The sequence below is a fragment of the Desulfogranum aggregans genome, assembly GCF_055398265.1.
The window spans coordinates 2239915-2260875 of sequence record NZ_AP042447.1 but is presented as its reverse complement, the minus strand read 5'-3'; the positions used below and the strand labels follow the sequence as shown (position 1 = coordinate 2260875).

The following is a 20961-nucleotide window of genomic DNA, read 5'->3' as shown; positions in this document are numbered from 1 at the left end:
AGGAATGAATATGCAGGATAGCCTTTCAGTGATCAGAATGAAGATGGGGCTTGGATTGACGACCCTGGCCACTATTCTTCTTGAATTATGTATGGTCAGGGTTTTTGATGTTATTCTGAACCCATCCATGGGGTACATGGTTGTCACCGCTGCCATGTTTGCCCTTGGTCTGGGCGGGATTTATGTCTATCTGCTGCACCCGTCACGCAGCCGGCTGGTCCGATTGCTGCCGCCGCTTTCCCTTGGCTACGGCGTCACCGCCTTGGCCTTGCTGCCGTTGCTCAATCTCCTGCCCTTTGATATGAACTTTGGCGGTTCTCTGTGGGTACAGATCCTATCATGGGCAGGACTATATTTCGTCCTCATCACCCCTTTTTTTATTGGCGGGATTATCATTTCCATTGTTTTTTCCGTCTGCTCCTCAGAAAGTCATGGGTTGTATTTTTACGACCTGGTCGGTGCAGGGCTTGGCTGCCTGGCGCTGGTCCCCCTGATACCGTATTTCGGTCCAGGAGGACTGTTGTTTGTCATTGCCGCTTTCCTGTGTCTCGCCGGTGTGCTTTACTCGTCTATTCCACTCTCCCGGGTTGCCTGGATCGTTCCCCTGATAGTTGCCCTGATTATTGTCCCCCTTGTACGCGATAACTATTTCGAGTTCCGCGGGCACGGGAACAAGCGGGGAATCGATCAATGGATAAGCGATGGGAAACGGGAATATGTCCGTTGGGATGCGGTGTCGAAATTGGACGTATTCAATGTGCATCCCCACGCAAAGTATTTTGCCCTGGACGGGGGACAGCAGGCCTCATGGCTGGCTGCCTTTGATGGTGATTTTAGCCGTTTTTCACAGCAGATGGAGTCTTCCCCGGATACGTACTATTTTGGTCTTAATTCCGTGGCGCACTATTTCAAGCAGGGCACGGAGGCGGATGTGCTTGTCCTGGGGGCGGCAGTAGGTGGAGAAACCAAGGCTGCACTGGTCTTTGGAGCGCGTCATGTTGACGCTATTGAGCTGGTGGGGGCTATGGTTTCGGCCGCTAAAGGGCGCTATGCAGACTACAGCGGAAACATTTTTAATCATCCGAAAGTCGATTACACCGTTGGTGAAGGACGGACTTTTCTGCGTTCCACCAGAAAAAAGTACGATATTATCCAGATGTTCAGCAACCACACCAGCTCAAGCATCGCCCAGGGCAGCGGGGCGCTGGGTGCAGCGTATCTGCAGACGGCGGAAGCATACATCGAATACTTTGAGCATCTTAAGGAGGACGGGGTCCTCTCGATTAACCGGCATATTTATCCACGAATGCTGACTACCGCCGCCCTTGCCTGGGACCGGATGGGGAGAACGGATTTTGCGCGTCATGTGGTTGTGCTTGAGCGATTTACCCAGGATACCCTGCCTACCATGCTCATCAAGATGACGCCTTGGACTGCTGCTCAAGTGGAGAAGGTGCACCAGTATGTCAATCGTGAGCAGACCAGGGAGATAGAGCGGGCAAGCGTATCCAGGCCCTCGGAAAAAATATTGGCCGGTCAGCCGTATTCCGGCTCCTTTATTGCCCGATGCGAGGAGCTTGATGCTCTTCCCCTGCTTATCGGGACCTATAATCAGCCGTCACTTGCTTATCCGGTAACGCTCAAGATACATGCCGGCCCCACCTGGGACGCTATGGCCGTGACCGTTGACGGTCGTTTCATTGGTGATAATCAGGAGGTAAAGTTCGATCTGCCTCTGCCCATCGGTGATGTCACGGGGCAGGAGATTTTCTTCCAGGTAACGGCAGACAACAATGACCCTGATAAAGCATTCTCCGTGTGGTTGGATGAGCAGGGGGGCCCATCGCTTCCTGCTGACATAGTGGGTGCCGTAAAACCCTATACCATTGTCTTTCACCCTCTTGCGCTGGAAGACAACCTGCTGCCCGCTCGATTTCTCCAACAGCCTTTTCCCGAGGAGCTGGCAGCGGAAGCGGATTACCGGTTGACGCCCGTGACCGACAATCAACCGTTTTTCAATATGATCAGAAAAACACCCGAGCGGCTGAGTACAGGCACTTCAAAATATATCGACGGGGGGACGGTCAACGTGTTGAATTCTCAACTGCTGCCGTTTCTCTCCCGGGACCTGATCAGTTTTTTCGTGGTTGGGGTCGTTTCGATTATCTTTGCCTGCGTCTTTGTTTTTGTCCCGCTACTTGGTTCTCGGGCCGGCAAGGCCAGGTGGCAGGGCAGGGGATGGTACCTGCTTTATTTTTCCTGCCTGGGGGCAGGCTTTATAATCATCGAACTGATGTTGATTCAGATCTTTACTAAACTCATCGGGTATCCGACCCATACCTTTGCCACCGTCTTGTTTTCTCTGCTTTTTGCCGCAGGCATCGGTTCGGCGGCCTCTAAAAGATGGAAGCTGCATCAACAGCGACGCTGGTCGATAATCTTTGTTGCTATATTGTGTACCGGGGCAGTATTTGTCGCGGTGTATCAGCCGCTCTTTTCCCTGCTGCTGCAGGCTGCTCTTCCTCTACGGATACTCTCCGCGGTAGCAATGATGGTACCCATTGGCTTTTTTCTGGGTATGCCCTTTCCACTCGGCATGTACCGATTGGGGCAGGTCGCACCGGAAGGAATTCCGTGGGCATGGGGAATGAACGGTTTTTTCACTGTTTTTGGCGGATTTGTCAGCCTGCTCTGTGCTTTTTTTCTCGGATTTCAAGTGGCATTGCTCCTTGCACTGGGCATTTACCTCCTTGCCTGGGGAGCCTTCCAGCGTATAGATGCCGTTTCTGCCTAACATTGGCGCGGTTTTGCCTACAGGGGCCATCAAGGCAATGAATGTGGTTCAACAAACAGGCACAGGCAGGAACAAACCGAAGGTGCTGGCTGTTATCGTCACCTATTATCCGGAACATGCACAACTCAGGCAGCTGTGCCGACGGATGAGCAAGCAGGTAGCGCATACCCTGATTATTGATAATACGGAGCATGCGCAGACTGTTCTGGAAGCTCCTCCAGCGCCTGAGGCAACATTGCTTTCCTCCGGCACCAACGACGGGATTGCTGCTGCACAGAATAGAGGCATCGAGTGGGCGGAATCCCGTGGATATACCCATGTCCTGCTTTTGGACCAGGATAGCCTGCCAGATGAGGATATGGTGAGCGCGCTGCTCCGGGAAGAGCAAAAACTCATAGGGCAGGGGATTGGTGTGGGGGCGGTTGGACCGCAGGCTGTTGCGCCCAATGACCCGCTGCAGAGGGAACCTTTTGTGGTCAAAACCCGGCGCGGTTTTGCCCGGCGCACCTGCAACCAGAAGGATACACCGTCGATCCGGGTGGCCTATCTGCACGCCTCGGGAACTCTTCTTCGCATAGCGGCTGTGCAAAAGATCGGACTGTTGGACCATACCCTGTTCATCGATCTGGTGGATATTGAATGGGGATTCCGTGCTGCTGCCCTGCATATGGACTGCTATGGTGTGTGCACGGCCCGTATCAGCCATCAGGTGGGGGAGAAAAGGCGGCTAGGGTTTTTCCGCATTGTCAGGGAGATCAGTGTTCATGCCCCGTCGAGAACATACTATCAGGCGCGCAACCTTTTTTTATTGGCGCGAGCAGACTATATCCCGTATTCGTGGTTGTTAACCTATGGGGGGCGCAATCTTCTGCTCCGGGGAGGACTGCTTCTCCTGACCGGCCCTCAGCGCAGCAGGCGCTGCGCCTACCTGTTGCTTGGTCTGTGGCATGGTATATTGGGAAAAAAAGGACCATTGAATGCAACGTGAGACTGTTTTTACTCGTCGTGCCGGCAGCGGTTTCCGTCTGCCTCCTCTCAATCGCCAGGTGAAGTGACGTGAACTGTGAAATCCTGCATACCCTGTATATAAAAAGCAACGGGGAAGTGCTTTGTAACGATGATTATGGAGAACGGGTACTGCTTGCCGATGTTGCTGTTGATCTTCCCCACGGCGGTATGGAGCGGCTGTTCAGCAACGATCAGTATCAGCACATTCGAACCGCTTTTTCAACGGGAGTAGTGCCCTGGAGCGGTATTTGCGAGCAATGCGCTTTTTTGCGGCATGAAGAACCCCTGACCGACCTGCTGGCCACAAAGCATATCACCAAACTGCAGCTCGAACCCTCCCTGTTGTGCAACTTGAACTGCAGGTGCTGCAGCAACGACGTGCAGGTCAAGGAAAGAAAGCAACCCCATCTCATGGAGCCATCGACCTTTGAGGCGGTATTGGGCTCTCTCAAGGAGGCGGGGTACAGGCTGGACAGTGTGGAGTACTGCGGGCAGGGCGAACCATTAATGCATCCGCAGTTCGATCAGTTTGTGGTCTTGACCAGGGAGTACTATCCTCATGCCTGGCAGCGGGTGATTACCAACGGGAATTTTTCCTACCAGAAAACCCTGACCAGTGCACCGATTGACGAGATAATGGTTGCCTGTGATGGGGTTTACCAGGAGAGTTACAGCCAGTATCGGGTAAAAGGAAAGGTCGATAAAGTAGTGCGGTTCATGGCTGATGCGGCATCAGCCCGGTCCAAAGGTAGACCGCAGGTGATCTGGAAATATATCCTTTTTGAATTCAACGATGGCAGGGAGGAATTGCTGGCTGCCCAGGAAAAGGCTGGAGAGATTGGGGTCGATACCCTGGTTTTTGTGGTCACGCATTCCCAATACCATTCACAGCAGTACACCATGGAGACCATTGCCCAACTCCCCATTGTCTCTCCCTTGGTGACAACCAATGCCCATCCTTCCTTTTTTGACGGCGTGCAGTATGGCCAAGTAAAAAGAGTGCCTTTTCGAGCCTTGCTTGACAAAATAGCAGGACGCAAGATGGCCAGGATAGATGAAATTCTCGTTATGCCGGGCGATCTGCTGCAGATGCGAGGGTGGGCGGCAGCTGCTGACATGGCGATAGAGCGGATTGTGGTTTCCTGCGATGATCGACAACTGGGGGAAACCCTGCCAACGGATCTGCGACCGGATGTTGAGGCTGTATATCCCCGATTCACCCGGCAGCCTTTAGGGTTTCGTTTTTCCTGTCGTCTGGAGCAGGAGGGTGGGAAAGAACGGAAAATTGGACTGGAACTGTTTGGTCCTGCAGGAGCGCGTGTCGGCGTTTTTTATTTTGTTTGCGTATTCACTTGAATCGGGACCGTGGTCCGGGGAAAACCGTGGTCAATTGACTCTGAGAGAGGTAACTGGCGTGGATGTATCGATTGTAATTCCAATATATAACGAAGAAGAGAATATACCGCTCTTGTATGAGGAAATAGTAACGGCCCTTTCCGGACTGGAGCGTGCGTATGAAATAATCTTTGTGGATGACGGCTCACGGGACCGGAGCCTTGCCGAACTTGAGCGGCTTCAGCAGGCAGACGAACGAGTGGTGGTAGTGGCCTTTCGCCGTAATTTCGGACAAACTGCCGCCATGTCGGCAGGCTTTGATTTTGCCAGAGGCGATATCTGTATCACCATGGATGGGGATCTGCAGAATGACCCTCGCGATATTCCTTCACTGATCGAAAAGGTAGAAGAAGGGTATGACGTGGTTACTGGATGGCGTCACGATCGAAAAGACCCGTTTTTATCCAGAAAGCTTCCATCAAAGATAGCCAATCGGCTGATATCATGGATTACCGGTGTGAAGCTCAATGATTACGGGTGCACCCTGAAAGCCTTTCGCAAGGAAGTTGCCGCGAATATCAGGTTGTATGGGGAAATGCACCGTTTTATTCCAGCTATTGCCAGCGGCATGGGGATTAGTTTCACTGAGATCAAGGTCAATCACCGCGCTCGTCAGTTTGGGTCATCAAAATACGGGATTTCCCGTACCATACGGGTCGTCCTCGATTTGATCACTGTAAAGTTCCTTTTGAGTTATGCCACCAGGCCTCTGCACGTTTTTGGCGGGGTCGGTTTTCTCTGTTCGGCCCTTGGTTTTTTCCTGGCCCTTATCATGACGATTCAGCGACAGTTTTTTGGTGTACCGCTTGGCGACCGGCCGCTGCTGCTGCTTTCCATCCTCTTGCTTTTTATTGGTATCCAGTTCATCACCATCGGCCTGGTGGCCGAACTGGTGGTTCGTACCTACCATGAGTCCCAGAGTAAACCGATTTATCATGTGCGCAAAGTACTGGGAGGTGGAGAGGAAAATGGCCACAAGCAGTAAGCATATTTCTCTTTTCGGTTTGACCATTCCCCTGATGGAAAAGGGAGAGGGGGACGTCCCGGATGGCGATGCATGGCCACTGTTGCCGTAGTCATCGTCACCTGCAACGCCGAGCAGGTTATTGAACAGTGTCTGCGGGCCCTCACGCGGGACCAACAGCATACGCTGGAAGTACACATTGTCGATTCCGGGTCAACGGACACGGGATATCTCGAGCCGCTGGAAAAGCTGCCTGCAGTCACGGTGCGGCTGGAGGAGAATATTGGTTTTTCCCGAGCAAATAATGTCGGGTATGGAGAGTGCTCTTCCAAGGCGGAATACATTCTTTTTCTCAACCCGGACGCATTTGTCCGCTCTGGGACCATTGATGCGGCAGTCAGGCTATTGGCCAGCAAACCGCGCGTCGGTTGCTTGGGCGGCAGGCTGTTGGGCTACGATGTGAACACGGGGCAACCTACAGGTCGGCTGGACTCCACCGGGGTTTTCCGTACATGGTACGGTCGCTGGTTCGACAGGGACCAGGGAGAAGCGGATACTGGCCAGCGGGGGCATGCAGAGGAGGTTCCCGCCGCTTGCGGAGCCTTCATGTTTATGCGAAGAGAAGCACTTGAAGAGGTGCAGCTGGAAGGGGGAGCGGTTTTTGACCCTGCGTTTTTCCTGTACAAGGAAGATATCGAACTGAGCCTGCGGCTCCGTAAAAAAGGGTGGAAGATTCTGTATGCTCCTGAGTTGGAGGTCTATCACTGTCGAGGGTGGAGTCGACAACGCTCACGCATGGCATATCACCTCAGGGAGAGCGCCGCACGAAACGAGGTTCTGCTCTATATGCGCCATCCGTCTGTATATGTGGTTTGGGCCGTCTTGAAGTACCTGTGTGTGCGAGGATTACGCCTGTGAATGGCACTGGGCAGAGGGCTTCAGCAACAGCTCCTGGGAAAAGAATCTCCGTCATAATCCCCACCTATAACGGCGAACAATGGCTTCCGGTGCTGTTGGAGTGTGTCCAGCAACAGACCTGGCGTCCCGATGAAGTGCTTGTGATCGATTCAAGTTCCAATGATCAATCACGGGGTATTGCCAGAGATTTCCACGCCACGGTGGTAAAGATCCCCACCAGTACCTTTGACCACGGCGGAACCAGAAGCATGGCTACCCGCATGGCAAGCGGCGAGTTTCTTGTCTTTCTCACCCAGGATGCCATCCCGGCAGATAAACATGCGCTGGAGCGGCTGGTGCGACCACTGTTGGCTGACCATTCCCTTGCCGCAACGTATGGCCGTCAACTTGCCAACCCCGATGCCTCGCCCTCAAGCGAGCACCTGCGTCTATTCAATTATCCTGATCAGGGGTATGTTCGTTGCTGGGAGGATCGAAAAGAACACGGTTTTAAAACCATCTTCATCTCCAATTCATTTGCCGCCTACCGTGCTTCGCGGTTGGCGGAGGTCGGGTATTTTCCTGATAACATTATTTTCGGTGAGGATACATGCACGCTGGCGAAATTGCTCGAAAAGGGTCACCGAGTGCGCTATGTGCATGATGCCTGCGTTGTTCATTCGCATAATTACACAATATCACAAGATTTCCGGCGGTATTTTGATATCGGGGTACTCCACAGTCTACAGCCGGACCTGGTGGAGAATTTTGGCGCACCGACAGGAGCCGGAAAACGCTATGTTCTGTCAGAGATTTTCTTTCTTTTCCATAGAAAAAAATATATACTCGTCCCCCAGAGTCTGGTGCGCAACGTTTTAAAATTCGTCGCATACGGTATTGGCAGACGATACACTCTTCTACCCCGCTCAATGGCTCGTAGGTTGAGTATGCACCATCGTTGGTGGAAATAACCCCTGTAGTCTCTATGTCATCTCTCCTTTCCTACAATCTGCGTGAACGCAGTTCGCTGATTTATCGATTTTTGCATATCTTTGATTGCGCGCTGGTCTGTTTCTTTCTCTGGCTCTACGTGTGGCTGTACGGGGTACCCTGGACACCCTATTATACTAGGTTAATGATCCTGCTTTTTATCGGTTCCTTTGTCAGCTTTCACTCATTTCAACTTTATCGTTCTTGGCGAGGATGGAAATATTACCGAGAATTTCTGGTGATTTTGCAGGCATGGGGAGCAGTTATCGGTTTCCTGCTCTTTTATTTCTTCTTTTTCAAAATATCTATTGCCTATTCGCGAACTGTTTTTCTCCTGCTGAGCCTGACGACCCCGTTTCTTATCTTTCTCAGTCATTTTTTTGTGCGCAAGCTGCTGCGTTTTTACCGTATGCAGGGCAAAAACATTCGTCACGCGGTGATCGTCGGTGCCGGTGACCTGGGAATTCGAATGGCCAGGCAGGTGGAAAATATTCCCTGGGCCGGCATTGAAATAATTGGATTTTTTGATGACAAACTGGCCTCCCAGGAAAAACTTGCGCCACTGGAGAAGCCTCTGCTTGGAAAAATCAGTGATGTTGAACCGTTTTTAATCAAGCATGATGTGGATTATGTCTATATTGCCCTTCCCATGCGGGCGGAAAAAAAGATATTTTCTCTTCTCCACTCCTGCCGTGACCTGGGAGCACAGATTTTACTGGTCCCTGATCTGTATATTTTTGGGCTGCACCATGCCGAAATACAGTCACTCGGTGACATGCTCGTTCTGAACTTCAATCCGGATCGACAATGGAAACGAACCTTTGATGTATGCTTTTCCGTCGCTGTTCTTTTCCTGGGCTTACCGCTCTTTCTTTTGTTGGCGCTGGCCATAAAGCTGGATAGTCCTGGCCCGGTTTTTTATCGGCATCGTCGGATAACGGCCACCGGCAGAGAATTTTCCTGTCTCAAATTCAGGACCATGGTGGTTGATGCCGACCAGCAACTGGAACGGCTCATAGCAGAGGATGCGGAATTGAGGCGTGAGTGGCAAAAACACTTCAAGTTGAAAAAGGACCCGCGTATTACTCGTATAGGTAGATTTTTACGACGAACAAGTCTCGATGAATTGCCGCAGTTTTATAATGTTCTCAGAGGGGAGATGAGCGTAGTCGGAGCTCGGCCAATCGTCGGTAAAGAACTGGAGGCCTACTATAAAGGGAACGGGGAGCAGAGCGCTGGCAGATATTGCTCTATGAAACCCGGAATCACCGGTCCCTGGCAGGTGATGAAGCGAAGCGATATCGTTAATTATCAGGAGAGGGTTGAGCTTGATGACTGGTATGTGCTCAACTACTCGCTCAGGACCGATCTGAAGATCATTGGCAAAACCGTACTGTGTATGTTCAGCGGAAAAGGCGCCTATTGAAAAAGATACCTGGGAATACTCCTTCTCAAAACCGGAAGATGTTGTGTTCCGCGGGAAAGTGGTTACACTTCAAACAGAAAAATGGAACGCCTTAGTTGGCATAGACTGCGCTTGACCCGTACAGGGGAGATATCCGGCTGGATAAAAATGAGCAACAAAGGAGTATGATGTAATGCACGCACAAACAACACAGACAATGACACTGGCCCAGGCCAGACACGAAGCTTCCACAGTTTTTCTTGCCAAGGTCTTCAACTGGATGGGCATAGGTCTGGCAGTGACCGGTTTTCTTGCCTATTTCACCGCTCAGTCTGGCCTTGCGCTCACCATTGCAAGCAGTCCGCTCTTTATTGTGCTGATTCTCGTTGAACTGGGCATGGTGTTTTACCTTTCCGCCAGGGTGGAAAAGATTGCCCCGGGCACTGCTACGGCACTTTTCTTGGGCTATGCGGTGCTCAATGGGTTGACACTCTCAACTATATTCCTGGCGTATACCAGAGCATCCATTGCCGGCACTTTTTTCATTACTGCCGGCATGTTTGGCGCCATGGCGGTATATGGAATGGTGACCAAGCGAGATCTGTCAGGAATGGGGTCCTTCCTGTTTATGGGGCTGATCGGTATTATCCTGGCTTCAGTGGTCAATATCTTTCTGCAGAGTTCCAGCCTCTACTGGGCGATATCGGTTATCGGCGTTCTGGTGTTCGTCGGTTTGACCGCCTATGATGTCCAGAAAATAAAAACCATAGGGGAACAGGGCATTATGGAGCAGGGCGAGGCTGCGATTCGCAAAGGAGCCATCATCGGTGCATTGGCCCTGTATCTTGACTTTATCAACCTGTTCTTGATGCTGCTGCGCCTTTTCGGTGGAAGTCGGGATTGATTGTTGAGACAATAAAAGCGCCAAAACGACAGGTCCGATAGAGGTCTGTCGTTTTTTTTGTAGGAGGAACGCTCACCATCGGCGATTCGCGCAAAGGGTAAAAACCAGCGGTTTATCTGCCTTGGGCAGAGGCTTCCAAAAGGCTGTAGAGGTGGTCGAGATAGAGTTCCTTGTAGACCAGTTGGTTGGATGCCTCGATCTCGTTGATCAGCGGGCCGAGATATTCTTCAAGGTTGAGGCCATGCCTGTTGATGCCGGCCTCGTTGGCTCGTTGAACTACGAGCACCGCGTAATAATGGATAAGGAGCCTTGACCTGGAATCCCTCCGGAAGAGGTAGGAGCGCCCTCCCATGGTATTGAGGAAAAAACCGGCATATTCATAGAGACCTTCAAGGGGAGCCTGTAGGGTGAACGCCTCGCTGGAACAGTTCGAGGTGATCCAGCTGTACAGGGTGAGGCCCACGTCTTCAACGATATCTCGCTCCCTGTCAAGAATGGCCTTAATGAGCTGAATATTGTCATTACCGATGATTCGGAAAAAATGGGCCATATTGGTGAGAATGGTATAGAGATCATCGGTTTCTCTCGACACCGTGGGCGGGTGACTGAGCAGCGTATTGACCAGCGCGGTGAAATGCTCCTGAGAAGGAATCGACAGCTTGTAGGCTTGGATGTAGGGTCGAGCGTCCAAGGCGGTAAAGAATCGAACCAGTTGATCGGCGGCTTCTACACATTGCGGTGGTTGGAGCGGCGGAAAAAAAAGCGGTTCAGCGTCCTCCTGCTCCATCGTTATCGAGGGAGGCTGGGGTGGGGCGGTTTCCAGTGATGGCGGCGTTTCATCGGCTACCGCTTTTTGTTCGGGCTGCCTGGTCTCGAGAGGCTCCCGCTGTTCCTCCAGCGGCGATACCACGGTTGCTGATTCGTTCGATTGCTGCTGCACACTGCGTGATAGAGGGAGATAACCCGTGTAATTGAGGGCAAACAGGCTTCCTGCAAGCAGGAATGCTCCAAGAAGAATCCACTTGATACGTCCTTTTTTTGGGGGGCGCCTGTAGTGTGGGTTTGGCATGGCGGTCCGAAGCTGGAGGAAGAGTAGGTGTTGCGTCACATTTCATGTAGCTCTACTCTAGCAGATTGCAGGCAAATGGTGGGAGAAAAATTGCTCTACGGATAACCAGAGAGGAGATCTTTCGGGTTTATGCGGACAACTTTCTCTCTTGACGTAAGTTTTGGTTTTTCTACTTGACGCTTATAAGTGAGCGTTATAATATCGTTCAATTTTATTGTTTCCAGGTTCTGCTTGGTTCAGGGGAACTAGGATCGCATCTACCGCGTCATCTACTTAAGACTCTGGAGGAAATAACGCTATGTCTGTTTATGTTTTTGGTCACAAAAGTCCGGATACCGACTCTGTAACCGCTGCTATTGCGTATGCTGAGCTGATGAAAGCAAAAGGGGAAGACTATGTACCGGTTATGCAGGGGCAAGCAAACCCTGAAACCGTTACCGTGCTTGATCGCTTTGGGGTTGCTATGCCGGAAATTATGACCGATGCCGCCGGTAAACAGGTCGCACTTGTTGATCACAGCGATTTGGCCCAGGCACCTGATAATTTGAGCGATGGTGAGGTCGTAGCCGTGGTTGACCATCATAAAATCGGTGATGTCACCACCAACGTCCCCATCTTTTTCTGCAACATGCCTGTCGGTTGTACTGGTACCGTCTTAAAGGTGCTCTACGATCTGGATGGTGTGGCAATTGATCCTAAGGTGGCTGGCCTGATGTTGGCTGCTATCCTCAGTGATACGGTAAATTTTAAATCGCCCACCTGTACTGATGCAGATAAAAAAGCTGTTGCGGAACTGGCGGAGATTGCTGGTGTTGACGACACCGAGGGACTGTTCATGGATATGCTGAAAGCAAAGAGCGCTGTTGCCGGTGTTCCTGCCATGGATCTGTTGAACCGTGATTACAAAGATTTTGACATGAATGGTAAAAAGGTAGGCGTGGGACAGCTTGAGTTGGCAACCCTGGATCAGGTTGCTGATGTTCGCGGCGACCTGATGAAGGCAATGGAAGAGATGAAAGCCGATGGCCGTCACTCAATCCTGTTGATGCTGACGGATGTCGTCAAAGAAGGAACCGATCTGGTCGTTCTGTCCGATGAGCCAGAGTTGGTAGAAAAAGCATTTGATTCCAAGCTCAGCGACAACTGCATGTGGATTGACGGTATGATGAGTCGTAAAAAGCAGACCGTTCCCAACCTGCAGAAAGCGTTTGGCTGCTAATTATCGCAACTGACGGCTGACTGATAGAGGGGCGTGTCCAATCGGACATGCCCCTTTTTTTTATTGTTCGTTTACCGGCGGATAGGCTGTGCGCTGCAGCGCTTTTAGCCCATTCTTGCCGACTATTTCACCTGACAGGGCTATGAACCGGTTATGGTAGGTCCACCCTGCCAGGCTGTCCCGGTTCACTAACTGCTGCTCAAGCGTATCCAGGGCATTCTCCAACTGCAGCTTCCGCTGCTCAAGTGCCGGGTTGAGCTGCTGTCGACCCGCTTCAACAGCTATTTTTCTTTTGGTCAACACAAGCTGACGTTCCACTTTTCTACCTAGCTCTTCCTGTTGGGCGTGCAGGCTCCACTTGCCTGATGCGTCCCACTGCATATCCAGCACGCCCTGGTAGCGGCCTCGGTCGGCCGTCTGGCAAATGAGCGTGTTGTTGACGAAAAAAGGCGGAATGTTGCCCGGGGTGCCCCCTGACTGGACAATAATATGTATTTGTCTGAATTTTTTTGCAATGTTTACATTTTCATGGGGCGCAAGGTTGGACAGTACAATCACCACGTCAACGTTTTCCGGAAGCCGGGAGAGGGTTTGGGGAAGGGTATCCTGCCATGAACGGAGAAGGAGGTCCCTGTTGATTCTGTTTGCTGGTAGGGTGCCGGTAAGCCCGATGAGCGCCGCTGTAAGTGGTCCGGCCTGTCGAGTGATGAAGGGTGGGAAAACGGGCTGCGTGGTTGCAGATCTGTATAGATTAGCCGAGAGCAGGACCAGAGCGTAATCGGTTGCCAACCCATGCAGATAGTCTGTACCGGCCCTCAGATCACCGCTGCCAACGGCTGCGACACCCCTTTTGTCAGCCAGAAAGTCCCGAGCAATGTGCTCTGCACTGCTTTTTTCCTTTGTGGAGACAGGTGCTGTTCCCGGACGGAAAAAAAGATTGCCGCTGTCAACTACAAGTGCATCCTCTCTGTTTTCTGTCAGCGCATCAAGCACAGCAGTTTTTCTGAGCAGACCGCCCAGTTTATTGCTCCCTCAGCCGCAGGGCTGGAGTGTGCCATGGATATCATTGGAATAGAGCAGGCGCCATTGCTTGACATTTTCCGCATGTGCTGATGAGAGAACTGTAAAAAAGGTGCACAGGAGGGAAATAAAAACAACTGCTGTTCGTCTGGATGCCATTATTCGCCCTCTGCTATGGGTGCTGCGCAGTGCCTGGCTGCAAAGGGTCGTGAAAAGGGATGAGGAAAAAGGGTGCATGGCTCTGCCTGTGGATTTCTCGATTGGTGCGAGGGTCGGGACCCAACCACAGTCCTTGCCTCAGTGCTTACCAAATGGTAATGTTACGGTATGTTGTTGTCCAACTCTTTTATACAGCATGCCAAAAAAAAGATTATTCTTTTTATGGTATCTGATGCGCAGTATGCGTCGACCATGGCCTCGTTCATGGGAGACTATACGGTTATTCGCTGTCATGACCAGCGGGAGGCTGTGGCTGCATGCAGCAGAGAACCTGTATCGCTGGCTGTCATAGAAAATGAACTGCCAGGGCAGAAAGCCGCCGAGACTTTGGCAACCCTGCGCTTGTGTTCCCCGGGAATAGTGGCAATTCTCCTTTCCTCGGATGTTGGCAATGAAACGCTGACCGCCTGTTTTTCTGCAGGCTTCAGCGGCCTTCTTCATATTCCTTTTGTTCCGGACCAACTGCTGGGTATGATCGAGCAGGCTTTTCTACAGAAGGAAATCAGGGACGAAAACATTCACCTACGTACCTTATTACCGCTGTATGCTCTTGGCGAGCAGTTTCTCTCGTCAACCAGCGAGCAAGAGGTGGTGAACGGACTGCTCGACAGTGTGGCTGAGCTTACCGGCTCCCCCCAGATATCCATTTTGCTGTATGATGAACAGCAGGCTCGATTGCATGTCGCGGCCGCAAAGGGAATGGATAAAAGCATGGCCGACTCCATCCGGATGTTGCCCGGGGAGAAGATTGCCGGTTGGGTTTTTACCCATGGGAAACCTGTCCTTCTTAATAGAGAGGACCAGGAGAAAACGATTTTTGCCCCCTTCCTCAAAAGAAAAGAGATCGTTTCCTCCATGTCTTGCCCTATTCTCATCAGGGGGCGCATTCTCGGCGTGCTCAACATCAGCAAGACCGAAACCGAGGATCGTTTTACTGAAGTGGAAAAAGAGGTAATGAGCATTGTCTGTGGACAAGCCGCCCTGGCGCTGGAAAATGTTCGCGCCCTGCAGCGTTTAGAGGAGACCACCCGTACCCGAACCTTGTTGCAGCAATTCATGGCACCGGAGGTCGCCGAGTTGCTGCTGGCGGAAAAAGCCGATCCAATGGGGCTGGGAGATATACGACAGGTGACCATTCTCTTTGCAGATATACGCAATTTTACAGGTCTGGTGCAGCACCTTGACCTCAATGTGCTGCGTTTCTTTCTTAACGAGTTTTTTAATATTTTTACCGATACTATTTTTCAGCACCAGGGAACGGTGGATAAATTTATGGGCGATGCGGTATTGGCCCTGTTCGGTGCGCCGGTCAGGAATGCCCGGGCCAACAGTGCAGCCGTTGAAGCCGCATTGTTGATTAAAAAGCGATTTGAACGGTTACATAACAGGTGGCTACTGAAAAACGCTGTGTTTGCCGACATCGACCTGGGGATTGGTGTTACCAGCGGCAACGTTTTTCTTGGTAATGTCGGCTCTTCCAAACGGTTTGACTATACCGTGATCGGCAATGAGGTCAATATCGCTCAACGGCTGGCTGCAGAATCCAGCCAGTGCAGGATTTTTGTAACCGAAAGCGTACAGCGAGATATTCAGGGTCAGTTTGTGCTGGAGAAAAAGGAGAAGATGCGTTTGCGCGGCATTAAGGAGGCTGTGAGCGTATATGCGGTGAGAGGAACTCTGGCATAGAGGGCACAGCCAGGGAAGTCTCCTGAAACACCACCTGTACCCTCAGTGGGTGTTTTTCATTTCCAGTGCGGCGCATGCTCGGACCCACCAGGAGCTTCTTTGTTTTTGCTCTTTGAGGATGGCCTTTTCTATTTCTCGTCGCTTGCCGTCCTCAAGACTCTCGGTAAACTCCACCCCCAGCTTAAAAGCGGTAATTTCTTTCTGACGAAAAAGGTCCATCCATATCGGACGGGCAATGATGGTGTAATGCTCCTGGTCTGAAGGAAGGTCGATATGCAATTCAAGCCGGTGTGAGCTGTGATCCATGGCCGTATGGAAAACATGATACCTTTGCTTGAAAACCTGGGTCATGAGCAGGCAGGCGCCATGGGATGAAATATCAATGATACGACTGGAAAAAGGGCCGGCAAGCAGTGTGCGGTCAGCACTGTCCACCGCATTAACGATGATGGGGAGGTAATCCTGATTTCTGGTTGATCTCCGCAGGTCAATAGCCATTTGTTTTCCATGAAAAAGGTAAGCAGTTGTCATATGTTACCATGTCGGGACAGCTGGCGGAATAAAAAAGAGTAAGACAGGCATCGAGTACATCAGCAGAGAACACCCAACCGTTGTCTCCACTGCATGGGACGGTTGATGCTTTCCTCCAACTTGCGGTTTTCGCGCTCAAGGGCGCAGGTCATTGCTGTCAATGAAGGCATACGCGCTGTGTTTGTGAATTGATTCAAAACTTTCAACCTCCACGGAAAACCAGATGACCTCACGGAGTTCCCGCGTTTTCATGGCAACCATTCGAGCAACATCCTCAACAAACATGGGATTGGCATAGGCTCTTTCTGTGACATACTTTTCATCAGGTCTTTTAAGCAATGCATAAAGGGGGCAGGAACCGCTTTCCTCCACCAGGTGGATCAGGTCCTCCAGCCAGAGATATCTGCTGGACTGTACGGTTAACGTCACCTCTGCCCGTTGGTTATGCGCGCCAGCGGAACTAATCTCCTTGGAGCAGGGGCAAAGAGTGGTGACAGGGACGGTGACCCGGATAACGGGCGTGGTAATGGTGGTGGTGTTGCCGGAAAAGGTGCATTGGTATTCCATGAGGCTTGGGGTACTTGATACCGGAGCAGCCTTGTTGATGAAATAGGAGAAAGCCATGGAGAGGCGCGTCTCTTCCGCCTGAAGGCGATTTTGCACGGAAAGCAGCAGCTCGGGAATAATTCCTACGTGGAGGTTTTCCGCGTACTGGGCAAGCAACGGAAGCATGACGTCGATACAGGGTGCGGAATAGTTCCCAGGCAGGAGTGCTTCCAGTTCAATAGTTGCAACGGTTTGCTGGATGTCGCCATTTTTGGTGGTGAGCGATATAGGGTGAGGCAAATGGTGAATGCCGACAGTCTGCAGGGTCATAGAAAGGCTGAGCCTCCGTGTTCATGCTGCGTTTGAGGCAGCTGTGGCCGCATCGGCTGAAAATCCGCAAGGTAGTTTCTGGTGAACCACATACTGTATTTTTGGCAGAGGGGCAAGAGCCAACAGGAAAAGGCACTGCCAGATGAAGCTTTTCAACCAATGCGCTGCTCTCTCATGGTAATGTGGTTCTTTGTTTGATGGATGAGAGAGAATGTGGTAAATTTAATTCTTTTTAATCGTTCACTCTTAGGGGCCGGCCTGTGGAGAAAGTACGGATCGATAAGTGGTTGTGGGCAGCACGGTTTTTTAAAACCCGCTCAATGGCGGCAAAAGCAGTTGCTGGCGGGCATGTGCACCTGAACGGTCAGCGGGTAAAGCCTGCACGAGTGGTTCAGGAGGGCGATGGAGTAATAATTCGCAAGGGTCCACAGACCTTTGAGGTCACCGTTCTTTCGCTCCATGATCGCAGGGGGCCGGCTGCGGCTGCACGGCTGCTGTATGAGGAGAGCCCTGATTCCATCGCCAAACGTGAGCAGGTGCGGGAGGAGAGACGGTTGATTAATGCGCCGGCCGCAAAACCAGAGCGCCGCCCGGATAAACGAGATCGGCGAAAAATTCGCCAATTCCTCAAAAAACAATAGTCCCCCGCCAACCAGGGTGTATCAGCTCATTTTTCATCGTTGTTTAAAGGAGAGTAATCTATGCAAAACGGTAAGCGCGCACTTATCAGCTTAACCGATAAAAGCGGTATTGAAATATTTGCCAAAGCGTTGGATGCACTCGGAGTCGAGATCTTATCAACAGGGGGTACGGCAAAAAAACTGAGAGAAGGCGGGCTGCAGGTGACGGATGTTTCCGAATTTACCGGATTCCCTGAAATGCTTGACGGCCGGGTAAAAACCCTTCATCCGCTTGTTCATGGTGGTATTCTTCATCAACGACATAATGCCAGTCACGTGGAACAGTGCATGGCGCACGGTATTCGTTCAATAGACATCGTTGCGGTCAACCTGTACGCTTTTGAGCAGACAGTTGCTCAAGGATGCAGCTTTGCGGATGCGATAGAAAATATTGATATCGGCGGGCCGACGCTGCTGCGTGCGGCTGCCAAGAATTTTCATGATGTCACGGTGATTGTCGATCCGGCAGACTACCCGAAGGTGATTGAAGAACTGGAGCAGAAGGGGGACACGACCCTGGCAACTCGTTTCCTGCTGGCCAGAAAGGTGTTTCAGTTGACCAATGCTTATGACAGAGCGATTGCCAACTGGATGGAGGGCATAGATCCGGCGACCGAAGCCTATTTCAAGGGAGAGGAATAATGCAGAAGCTGGCTGTACTCCTCTCCGGCAGCGGGCGAACCCTGGATAATTTTCATGAGAAGATTCAAGAGGGGACGCTGCAGGCGGAAATTCAGGTAGTGGTCTCCAATGTGCAGTCTGTACTGGGCCTTGAAAAGGCGAAAAAGTATGGATATCCTGCACATTATGCGGCTGATGATGCTGCAATCAACACCCTGCTGGGTGAGTATGATGTGGATCTGGTTGTGCTTGCGGGCTACCTGCAACTGTATACCCCGCCACAAGACCTGAAAAAAGCGGTGCTGAATATTCACCCCTCGCTCATTCCTTCTTTTTGCGGCAAGGGGTACTATGGGCACCATGTCCACGAGGCGGTCAAGGCCAAGGGCTGTACGGTTAGCGGGTGTACTGTTCACTTTGCCAATGAGGAGTATGACCAGGGACCGATTGTGCTGCAGCGGTGCGTAAGTCTGGAATATGAAGATACTCCGGACGACATTGCCGCCAAGGTTTTTGCCTTGGAGTGCGAAGCCTATCCGGCAGCAATCAATTTGGTGGACAGTATGGGCATCGATTATTTTTGGCATAGGGTGTAACTCATTATGGCACAAAAGATTATCATGACCGATCGGGACATCGATCGAAGCCTTGATCGCATAAGCCTTGAGATCGTCGAGCGCAATCACGGGGTGGAAGAGTTGGCCCTGGTAGGGGTCCATACCGGCGGCGTATTTTTAGCAGAAAGGATCCACCGGAAGATCAAAGAACATGAACAGGTAGCTTTACCAGCAGGCAGTCTCGACATTACCCTTTACAGGGATGACTGGAGCCTGATTTCCCAGAATCCAATCGTCAAGAAATCCGAGATAGGTTTTGCACTTGAAGATCGGATCGTTATTCTGGTGGATGATGTCGTTTTTACGGGCAGAACTGTCCGGGCCGCCATGGATGCCATTATGGATTATGGCCGTCCCCGTTCGATTCAGCTGGCCGTTCTTGTCGACCGTGGCGGCAGGGAACTACCCATTCAGCCGGATTATGTTGGCATGTCGGTGAATGCAGCCGATTTCGAACGGGTTGATGTTCTGCTGGAAGAGAATGGGGAACAGAACCAGGTGGTGCTGTCACATACTGAATCAACCTAGTTTTTCCTGTCATCCGAAGCGGACGATAACTACGATTAACCACTTGCTTTATGGTCAAAAATACAACACCACATCATGCCATTCCTCGAGACTTGCAGCAGGTCTGTGAACGGGTGCATCAAAAGACGGAAAGCTACAAAAAGTATAATTTTTCTCAATACCATAACGACTTTTTAAAAGCGTTTTTTGATCTTGCCCAGGAGTATGATTCCCTGGATGATTTCTACCGTGTATGCGTCTCTGTTCCCTTTGCCATGCTGGGCCTCTCCAGCGCACTCTATCTCTGTCATGGGGAAGAAGAGGGCCTGAGTTTGGTCTGTTCCAGTAAACGAGGGGTGCTGAGGGAACCGGAGCCTGCGGTATACCCGGTGAGGATGCACGATGCACCGTATGAAATTGCCGGGTCGTATGTTATCCCGATTTTCAGTAAACATCCTTTCAAACCCACAGAAAGAACAGACCTGCGCCAAGGGCAGGAGCGGCAGACGACGTTGTGGAAGGAGCTGAATGGGAGCTGTGGTGAAGGCTTTACGCTTGGCATGTATGAAATAAAGGATGGTGAAAACCTCTCTGCTGCTGACCGGTTCTTTTTTACCAAGTATGCCAACCGGATTGGGTATAATCTGGATAATCGGCTTATCGCCCGCCAGAATGTCAAGCATCTGAAATTCATTAATGCCCTGGTGGTGGATATCGAGCACAATATTATTGTGCCCAATATGTATTTCAAACACATCTTCAACCAGTTGCGGAAAAAGATTGAGGAGATAGCAGATATTCAGGATCAAATGCAGGGCGTTTTTCGATCCAATGACGATCAGGATAAATGCAATCAATGCGTTCAAGCGCTTTCCGAACTGCAGAAAAGCCTGTTGGGCTATCACCAGGAGATGGTGAAGCATCATTCCAATACCAGTTTGTTTCTCGAGAGCCTTTTTCGCAAAGAACACTTTGAGCGAGGCCACCTGGTGCTGCACCCCAAGCAGTGCTTTATTGAACGGGACGTGATCAATCCGCAGTTGGAACATTATGCCAGCAGGCTTGAAGCAGCCAATGTAACCATAGAGAAACCGACCAACATGGTAGCGGGGAACATCCCGATTTATGTCGATATTGGCCTTATGGCGCAGGTCTATGCCAACTTTTTTTCCAATGCCGCCAAATATGCAAAAGGAATTATCGATCACCATGGAAAGCAACGAAAGACCATGGCCTATGGGTGTGACATCCTCGACGATTATCCAGAAAAAGGATACAAAAGCGTAAAATTCAATGTGTTTACAACTGGGCCAGCCCTCAGCAGGCAGGAGGGAAACAGCCTCTTTGAAGAAGGGGTTCGAGGCGAGGGGAGCCAGCACATTCCCGGAACTGGTCATGGGCTTTCCTTCATTCGTCATGTGGTCGAAATGCATGGCGGTGAGGCCGGGTATGAGCCGACTCCGCAAGGGAACAACTTTTTCTTCATCCTCCCGTTGCCGCCTTTGGATATCGAGCCGTTGCTGCTCACAGATGGCACGTGAAACCGCTCTCCTCGTATT

At 51.3% G+C, this 20961-nt stretch carries 20 protein-coding genes; 15 read left to right on the top strand and 5 right to left on the bottom strand.

Annotated features, from left to right (window positions below; translation table 11 throughout):
* Nucleotides 1–10 precede the first annotated feature (10 nt).
* The 8 genes from ACZ52Z_RS10090 to ACZ52Z_RS10055 all read left to right on the top strand — a co-directional run bounded on the left by ACZ52Z_RS10090 (nucleotide 11) and on the right by ACZ52Z_RS10055 (nucleotide 10357).
* Complete coding sequence (locus tag ACZ52Z_RS10090) at nucleotides 11–2794, top strand: spermidine synthase family protein (RefSeq protein ID WP_464270612.1); 2784 nt, start codon at nucleotides 11–13, stop codon at nucleotides 2792–2794.
* The gene (locus tag ACZ52Z_RS10085; protein WP_464270611.1) at nucleotides 2778–3782 is read left to right on the top strand and encodes a glycosyltransferase family 2 protein; all 1005 of its coding nucleotides are present in this window, start codon (nucleotides 2778–2780) and stop codon (nucleotides 3780–3782) included. Before ACZ52Z_RS10090 ends, ACZ52Z_RS10085 begins: the two co-directional genes overlap by 17 nt.
* A gap of 68 nt (nucleotides 3783–3850) precedes the next feature.
* Nucleotides 3851–5158, top strand: a complete 1308-nt coding sequence (locus tag ACZ52Z_RS10080) for a radical SAM protein (RefSeq protein ID WP_464270610.1) — start codon at nucleotides 3851–3853, stop codon at nucleotides 5156–5158.
* Nucleotides 5159–5216: 58 nt separating this feature from the next.
* Nucleotides 5217–6182, top strand: a complete 966-nt coding sequence (locus ACZ52Z_RS10075; protein WP_464270609.1) for a glycosyltransferase family 2 protein — start codon at nucleotides 5217–5219, stop codon at nucleotides 6180–6182.
* 72 nt (nucleotides 6183–6254) lie between these two features.
* Nucleotides 6255–7079 (top strand): glycosyltransferase family 2 protein, encoded by an 825-nt coding sequence (locus ACZ52Z_RS10070; protein WP_464270608.1) that lies wholly within the window; start codon nucleotides 6255–6257, stop codon nucleotides 7077–7079.
* On the top strand, nucleotides 7076–8029 hold the full coding sequence (locus ACZ52Z_RS10065) for a glycosyltransferase family 2 protein (RefSeq protein WP_464270607.1): 954 nt from the start codon (nucleotides 7076–7078) through the stop codon (nucleotides 8027–8029). The genes ACZ52Z_RS10070 and ACZ52Z_RS10065 overlap by 4 nt, the downstream gene beginning before the upstream one ends.
* A gap of 14 nt (nucleotides 8030–8043) precedes the next feature.
* Nucleotides 8044–9474 carry a sugar transferase gene (locus ACZ52Z_RS10060; protein WP_464270606.1) on the top strand — a complete coding sequence of 477 codons (1431 nt, stop codon included), beginning with the start codon at nucleotides 8044–8046 and terminating at the stop codon, nucleotides 9472–9474.
* A 172-nt stretch (nucleotides 9475–9646) separates the two neighbouring features.
* Nucleotides 9647–10357: a Bax inhibitor-1/YccA family protein gene (locus ACZ52Z_RS10055; protein ID WP_464270605.1), complete on the top strand. Its 711-nt coding sequence runs from the start codon at nucleotides 9647–9649 to the stop codon at nucleotides 10355–10357.
* A 112-nt stretch (nucleotides 10358–10469) separates the two neighbouring features.
* Here the strand turns inward: ACZ52Z_RS10055 and ACZ52Z_RS10050 are convergent, their stop codons facing one another.
* Nucleotides 10470–11426 (bottom strand): hypothetical protein, encoded by a 957-nt coding sequence (locus ACZ52Z_RS10050; protein WP_464270604.1) that lies wholly within the window; start codon nucleotides 11424–11426, stop codon nucleotides 10470–10472.
* Between the two features lie 298 nt (nucleotides 11427–11724).
* On the opposite strand from ACZ52Z_RS10050, the gene ACZ52Z_RS10045 reads away from it, so the two are divergent.
* Complete coding sequence (locus ACZ52Z_RS10045) at nucleotides 11725–12645, top strand: manganese-dependent inorganic pyrophosphatase (RefSeq protein WP_464270603.1); 921 nt, start codon at nucleotides 11725–11727, stop codon at nucleotides 12643–12645.
* Between the two features lie 60 nt (nucleotides 12646–12705).
* Here the strand turns inward: ACZ52Z_RS10045 and ACZ52Z_RS10040 are convergent, their stop codons facing one another.
* Together ACZ52Z_RS10040 and ACZ52Z_RS10035 are read right to left on the bottom strand one after the other, a co-directional pair.
* Entirely contained in the window at nucleotides 12706–13638 is a 933-nt protein-coding gene (locus ACZ52Z_RS10040) for a bifunctional UDP-sugar hydrolase/5'-nucleotidase (RefSeq protein WP_464270602.1), read from the bottom strand.
* Nucleotides 13639–13677: 39 nt separating this feature from the next.
* Nucleotides 13678–13824, bottom strand: a complete 147-nt coding sequence (locus tag ACZ52Z_RS10035; RefSeq protein WP_464270601.1) for a hypothetical protein — start codon at nucleotides 13822–13824, stop codon at nucleotides 13678–13680.
* Between the two features lie 168 nt (nucleotides 13825–13992).
* On the opposite strand from ACZ52Z_RS10035, the gene ACZ52Z_RS10030 reads away from it, so the two are divergent.
* A complete protein-coding gene (locus tag ACZ52Z_RS10030; RefSeq protein ID WP_464270600.1) occupies nucleotides 13993–15570 on the top strand; it encodes an adenylate/guanylate cyclase domain-containing protein in 1578 nt (525 codons plus the stop codon).
* Nucleotides 15571–15612: 42 nt separating this feature from the next.
* Here ACZ52Z_RS10030 and ACZ52Z_RS10025 read toward each other — a convergent pair whose 3' ends face one another.
* Nucleotides 15613–16068 (bottom strand): hypothetical protein, encoded by a 456-nt coding sequence (locus tag ACZ52Z_RS10025; RefSeq protein ID WP_464270599.1) that lies wholly within the window; start codon nucleotides 16066–16068, stop codon nucleotides 15613–15615.
* Nucleotides 16069–16236: 168 nt separating this feature from the next.
* Complete coding sequence (folE2, locus tag ACZ52Z_RS10020; RefSeq protein ID WP_464270598.1) at nucleotides 16237–16977, bottom strand: GTP cyclohydrolase FolE2; 741 nt, start codon at nucleotides 16975–16977, stop codon at nucleotides 16237–16239.
* Between the two features lie 260 nt (nucleotides 16978–17237).
* On the opposite strand from folE2, the gene ACZ52Z_RS10015 reads away from it, so the two are divergent.
* The 5 genes from ACZ52Z_RS10015 to ACZ52Z_RS09995 are packed head-to-tail and all read left to right on the top strand — an operon-like array spanning nucleotide 17238 to nucleotide 20943.
* Nucleotides 17238–17618 (top strand): RNA-binding S4 domain-containing protein, encoded by a 381-nt coding sequence (locus ACZ52Z_RS10015; RefSeq protein WP_464270597.1) that lies wholly within the window; start codon nucleotides 17238–17240, stop codon nucleotides 17616–17618.
* A 60-nt stretch (nucleotides 17619–17678) separates the two neighbouring features.
* Complete coding sequence (locus ACZ52Z_RS10010) at nucleotides 17679–18299, top strand: IMP cyclohydrolase (RefSeq protein ID WP_464270596.1); 621 nt, start codon at nucleotides 17679–17681, stop codon at nucleotides 18297–18299.
* Nucleotides 18299–18874, top strand: coding sequence for a formyltransferase family protein (locus ACZ52Z_RS10005; protein WP_464270595.1), 576 nt, complete (start codon nucleotides 18299–18301; stop codon nucleotides 18872–18874). The genes ACZ52Z_RS10010 and ACZ52Z_RS10005 overlap by 1 nt, the downstream gene beginning before the upstream one ends.
* 6 nt (nucleotides 18875–18880) lie before the next feature.
* Nucleotides 18881–19423: a bifunctional pyr operon transcriptional regulator/uracil phosphoribosyltransferase PyrR gene (gene pyrR, locus ACZ52Z_RS10000; RefSeq protein ID WP_464270594.1), complete on the top strand. Its 543-nt coding sequence runs from the start codon at nucleotides 18881–18883 to the stop codon at nucleotides 19421–19423.
* Nucleotides 19424–19473: 50 nt separating this feature from the next.
* The gene (locus ACZ52Z_RS09995) at nucleotides 19474–20943 is read left to right on the top strand and encodes a sensor histidine kinase (protein ID WP_464270593.1); all 1470 of its coding nucleotides are present in this window, start codon (nucleotides 19474–19476) and stop codon (nucleotides 20941–20943) included.
* The last annotated feature ends 18 nt before the right edge of the window (nucleotides 20944–20961 follow it).

Coding starts and splice junctions, on each gene's coding strand:
- ACZ52Z_RS10090 (WP_464270612.1), top strand. CDS start 11: ATGCAGGATAGCCTTTCAGTGATCAGAATGAAGATGGGGCTTGGATTG.
- ACZ52Z_RS10085 (WP_464270611.1), top strand. CDS start 2,778: ATGCCGTTTCTGCCTAACATTGGCGCGGTTTTGCCTACAGGGGCCATC.
- ACZ52Z_RS10070 (WP_464270608.1), top strand. CDS start 6,255: ATGGCCACTGTTGCCGTAGTCATCGTCACCTGCAACGCCGAGCAGGTT.
- ACZ52Z_RS10060 (WP_464270606.1), top strand. CDS start 8,044: ATGTCATCTCTCCTTTCCTACAATCTGCGTGAACGCAGTTCGCTGATT.
- ACZ52Z_RS10055 (WP_464270605.1), top strand. CDS start 9,647: ATGCACGCACAAACAACACAGACAATGACACTGGCCCAGGCCAGACAC.
- ACZ52Z_RS10050 (WP_464270604.1), bottom strand. CDS start 11,426: ATGCCAAACCCACACTACAGGCGCCCCCCAAAAAAAGGACGTATCAAG.
- ACZ52Z_RS10045 (WP_464270603.1), top strand. CDS start 11,725: ATGTCTGTTTATGTTTTTGGTCACAAAAGTCCGGATACCGACTCTGTA.
- ACZ52Z_RS10035 (WP_464270601.1), bottom strand. CDS start 13,824: ATGGCATCCAGACGAACAGCAGTTGTTTTTATTTCCCTCCTGTGCACC.
- ACZ52Z_RS10030 (WP_464270600.1), top strand. CDS start 13,993: ATGTTGTTGTCCAACTCTTTTATACAGCATGCCAAAAAAAAGATTATT.
- ACZ52Z_RS10025 (WP_464270599.1), bottom strand. CDS start 16,068: ATGGCTATTGACCTGCGGAGATCAACCAGAAATCAGGATTACCTCCCC.
- folE2 (WP_464270598.1), bottom strand. CDS start 16,977: ATGACCCTGCAGACTGTCGGCATTCACCATTTGCCTCACCCTATATCG.
- ACZ52Z_RS10010 (WP_464270596.1), top strand. CDS start 17,679: ATGCAAAACGGTAAGCGCGCACTTATCAGCTTAACCGATAAAAGCGGT.
- ACZ52Z_RS10005 (WP_464270595.1), top strand. CDS start 18,299: ATGCAGAAGCTGGCTGTACTCCTCTCCGGCAGCGGGCGAACCCTGGAT.
- pyrR (WP_464270594.1), top strand. CDS start 18,881: ATGGCACAAAAGATTATCATGACCGATCGGGACATCGATCGAAGCCTT.
- ACZ52Z_RS09995 (WP_464270593.1), top strand. CDS start 19,474: ATGGTCAAAAATACAACACCACATCATGCCATTCCTCGAGACTTGCAG.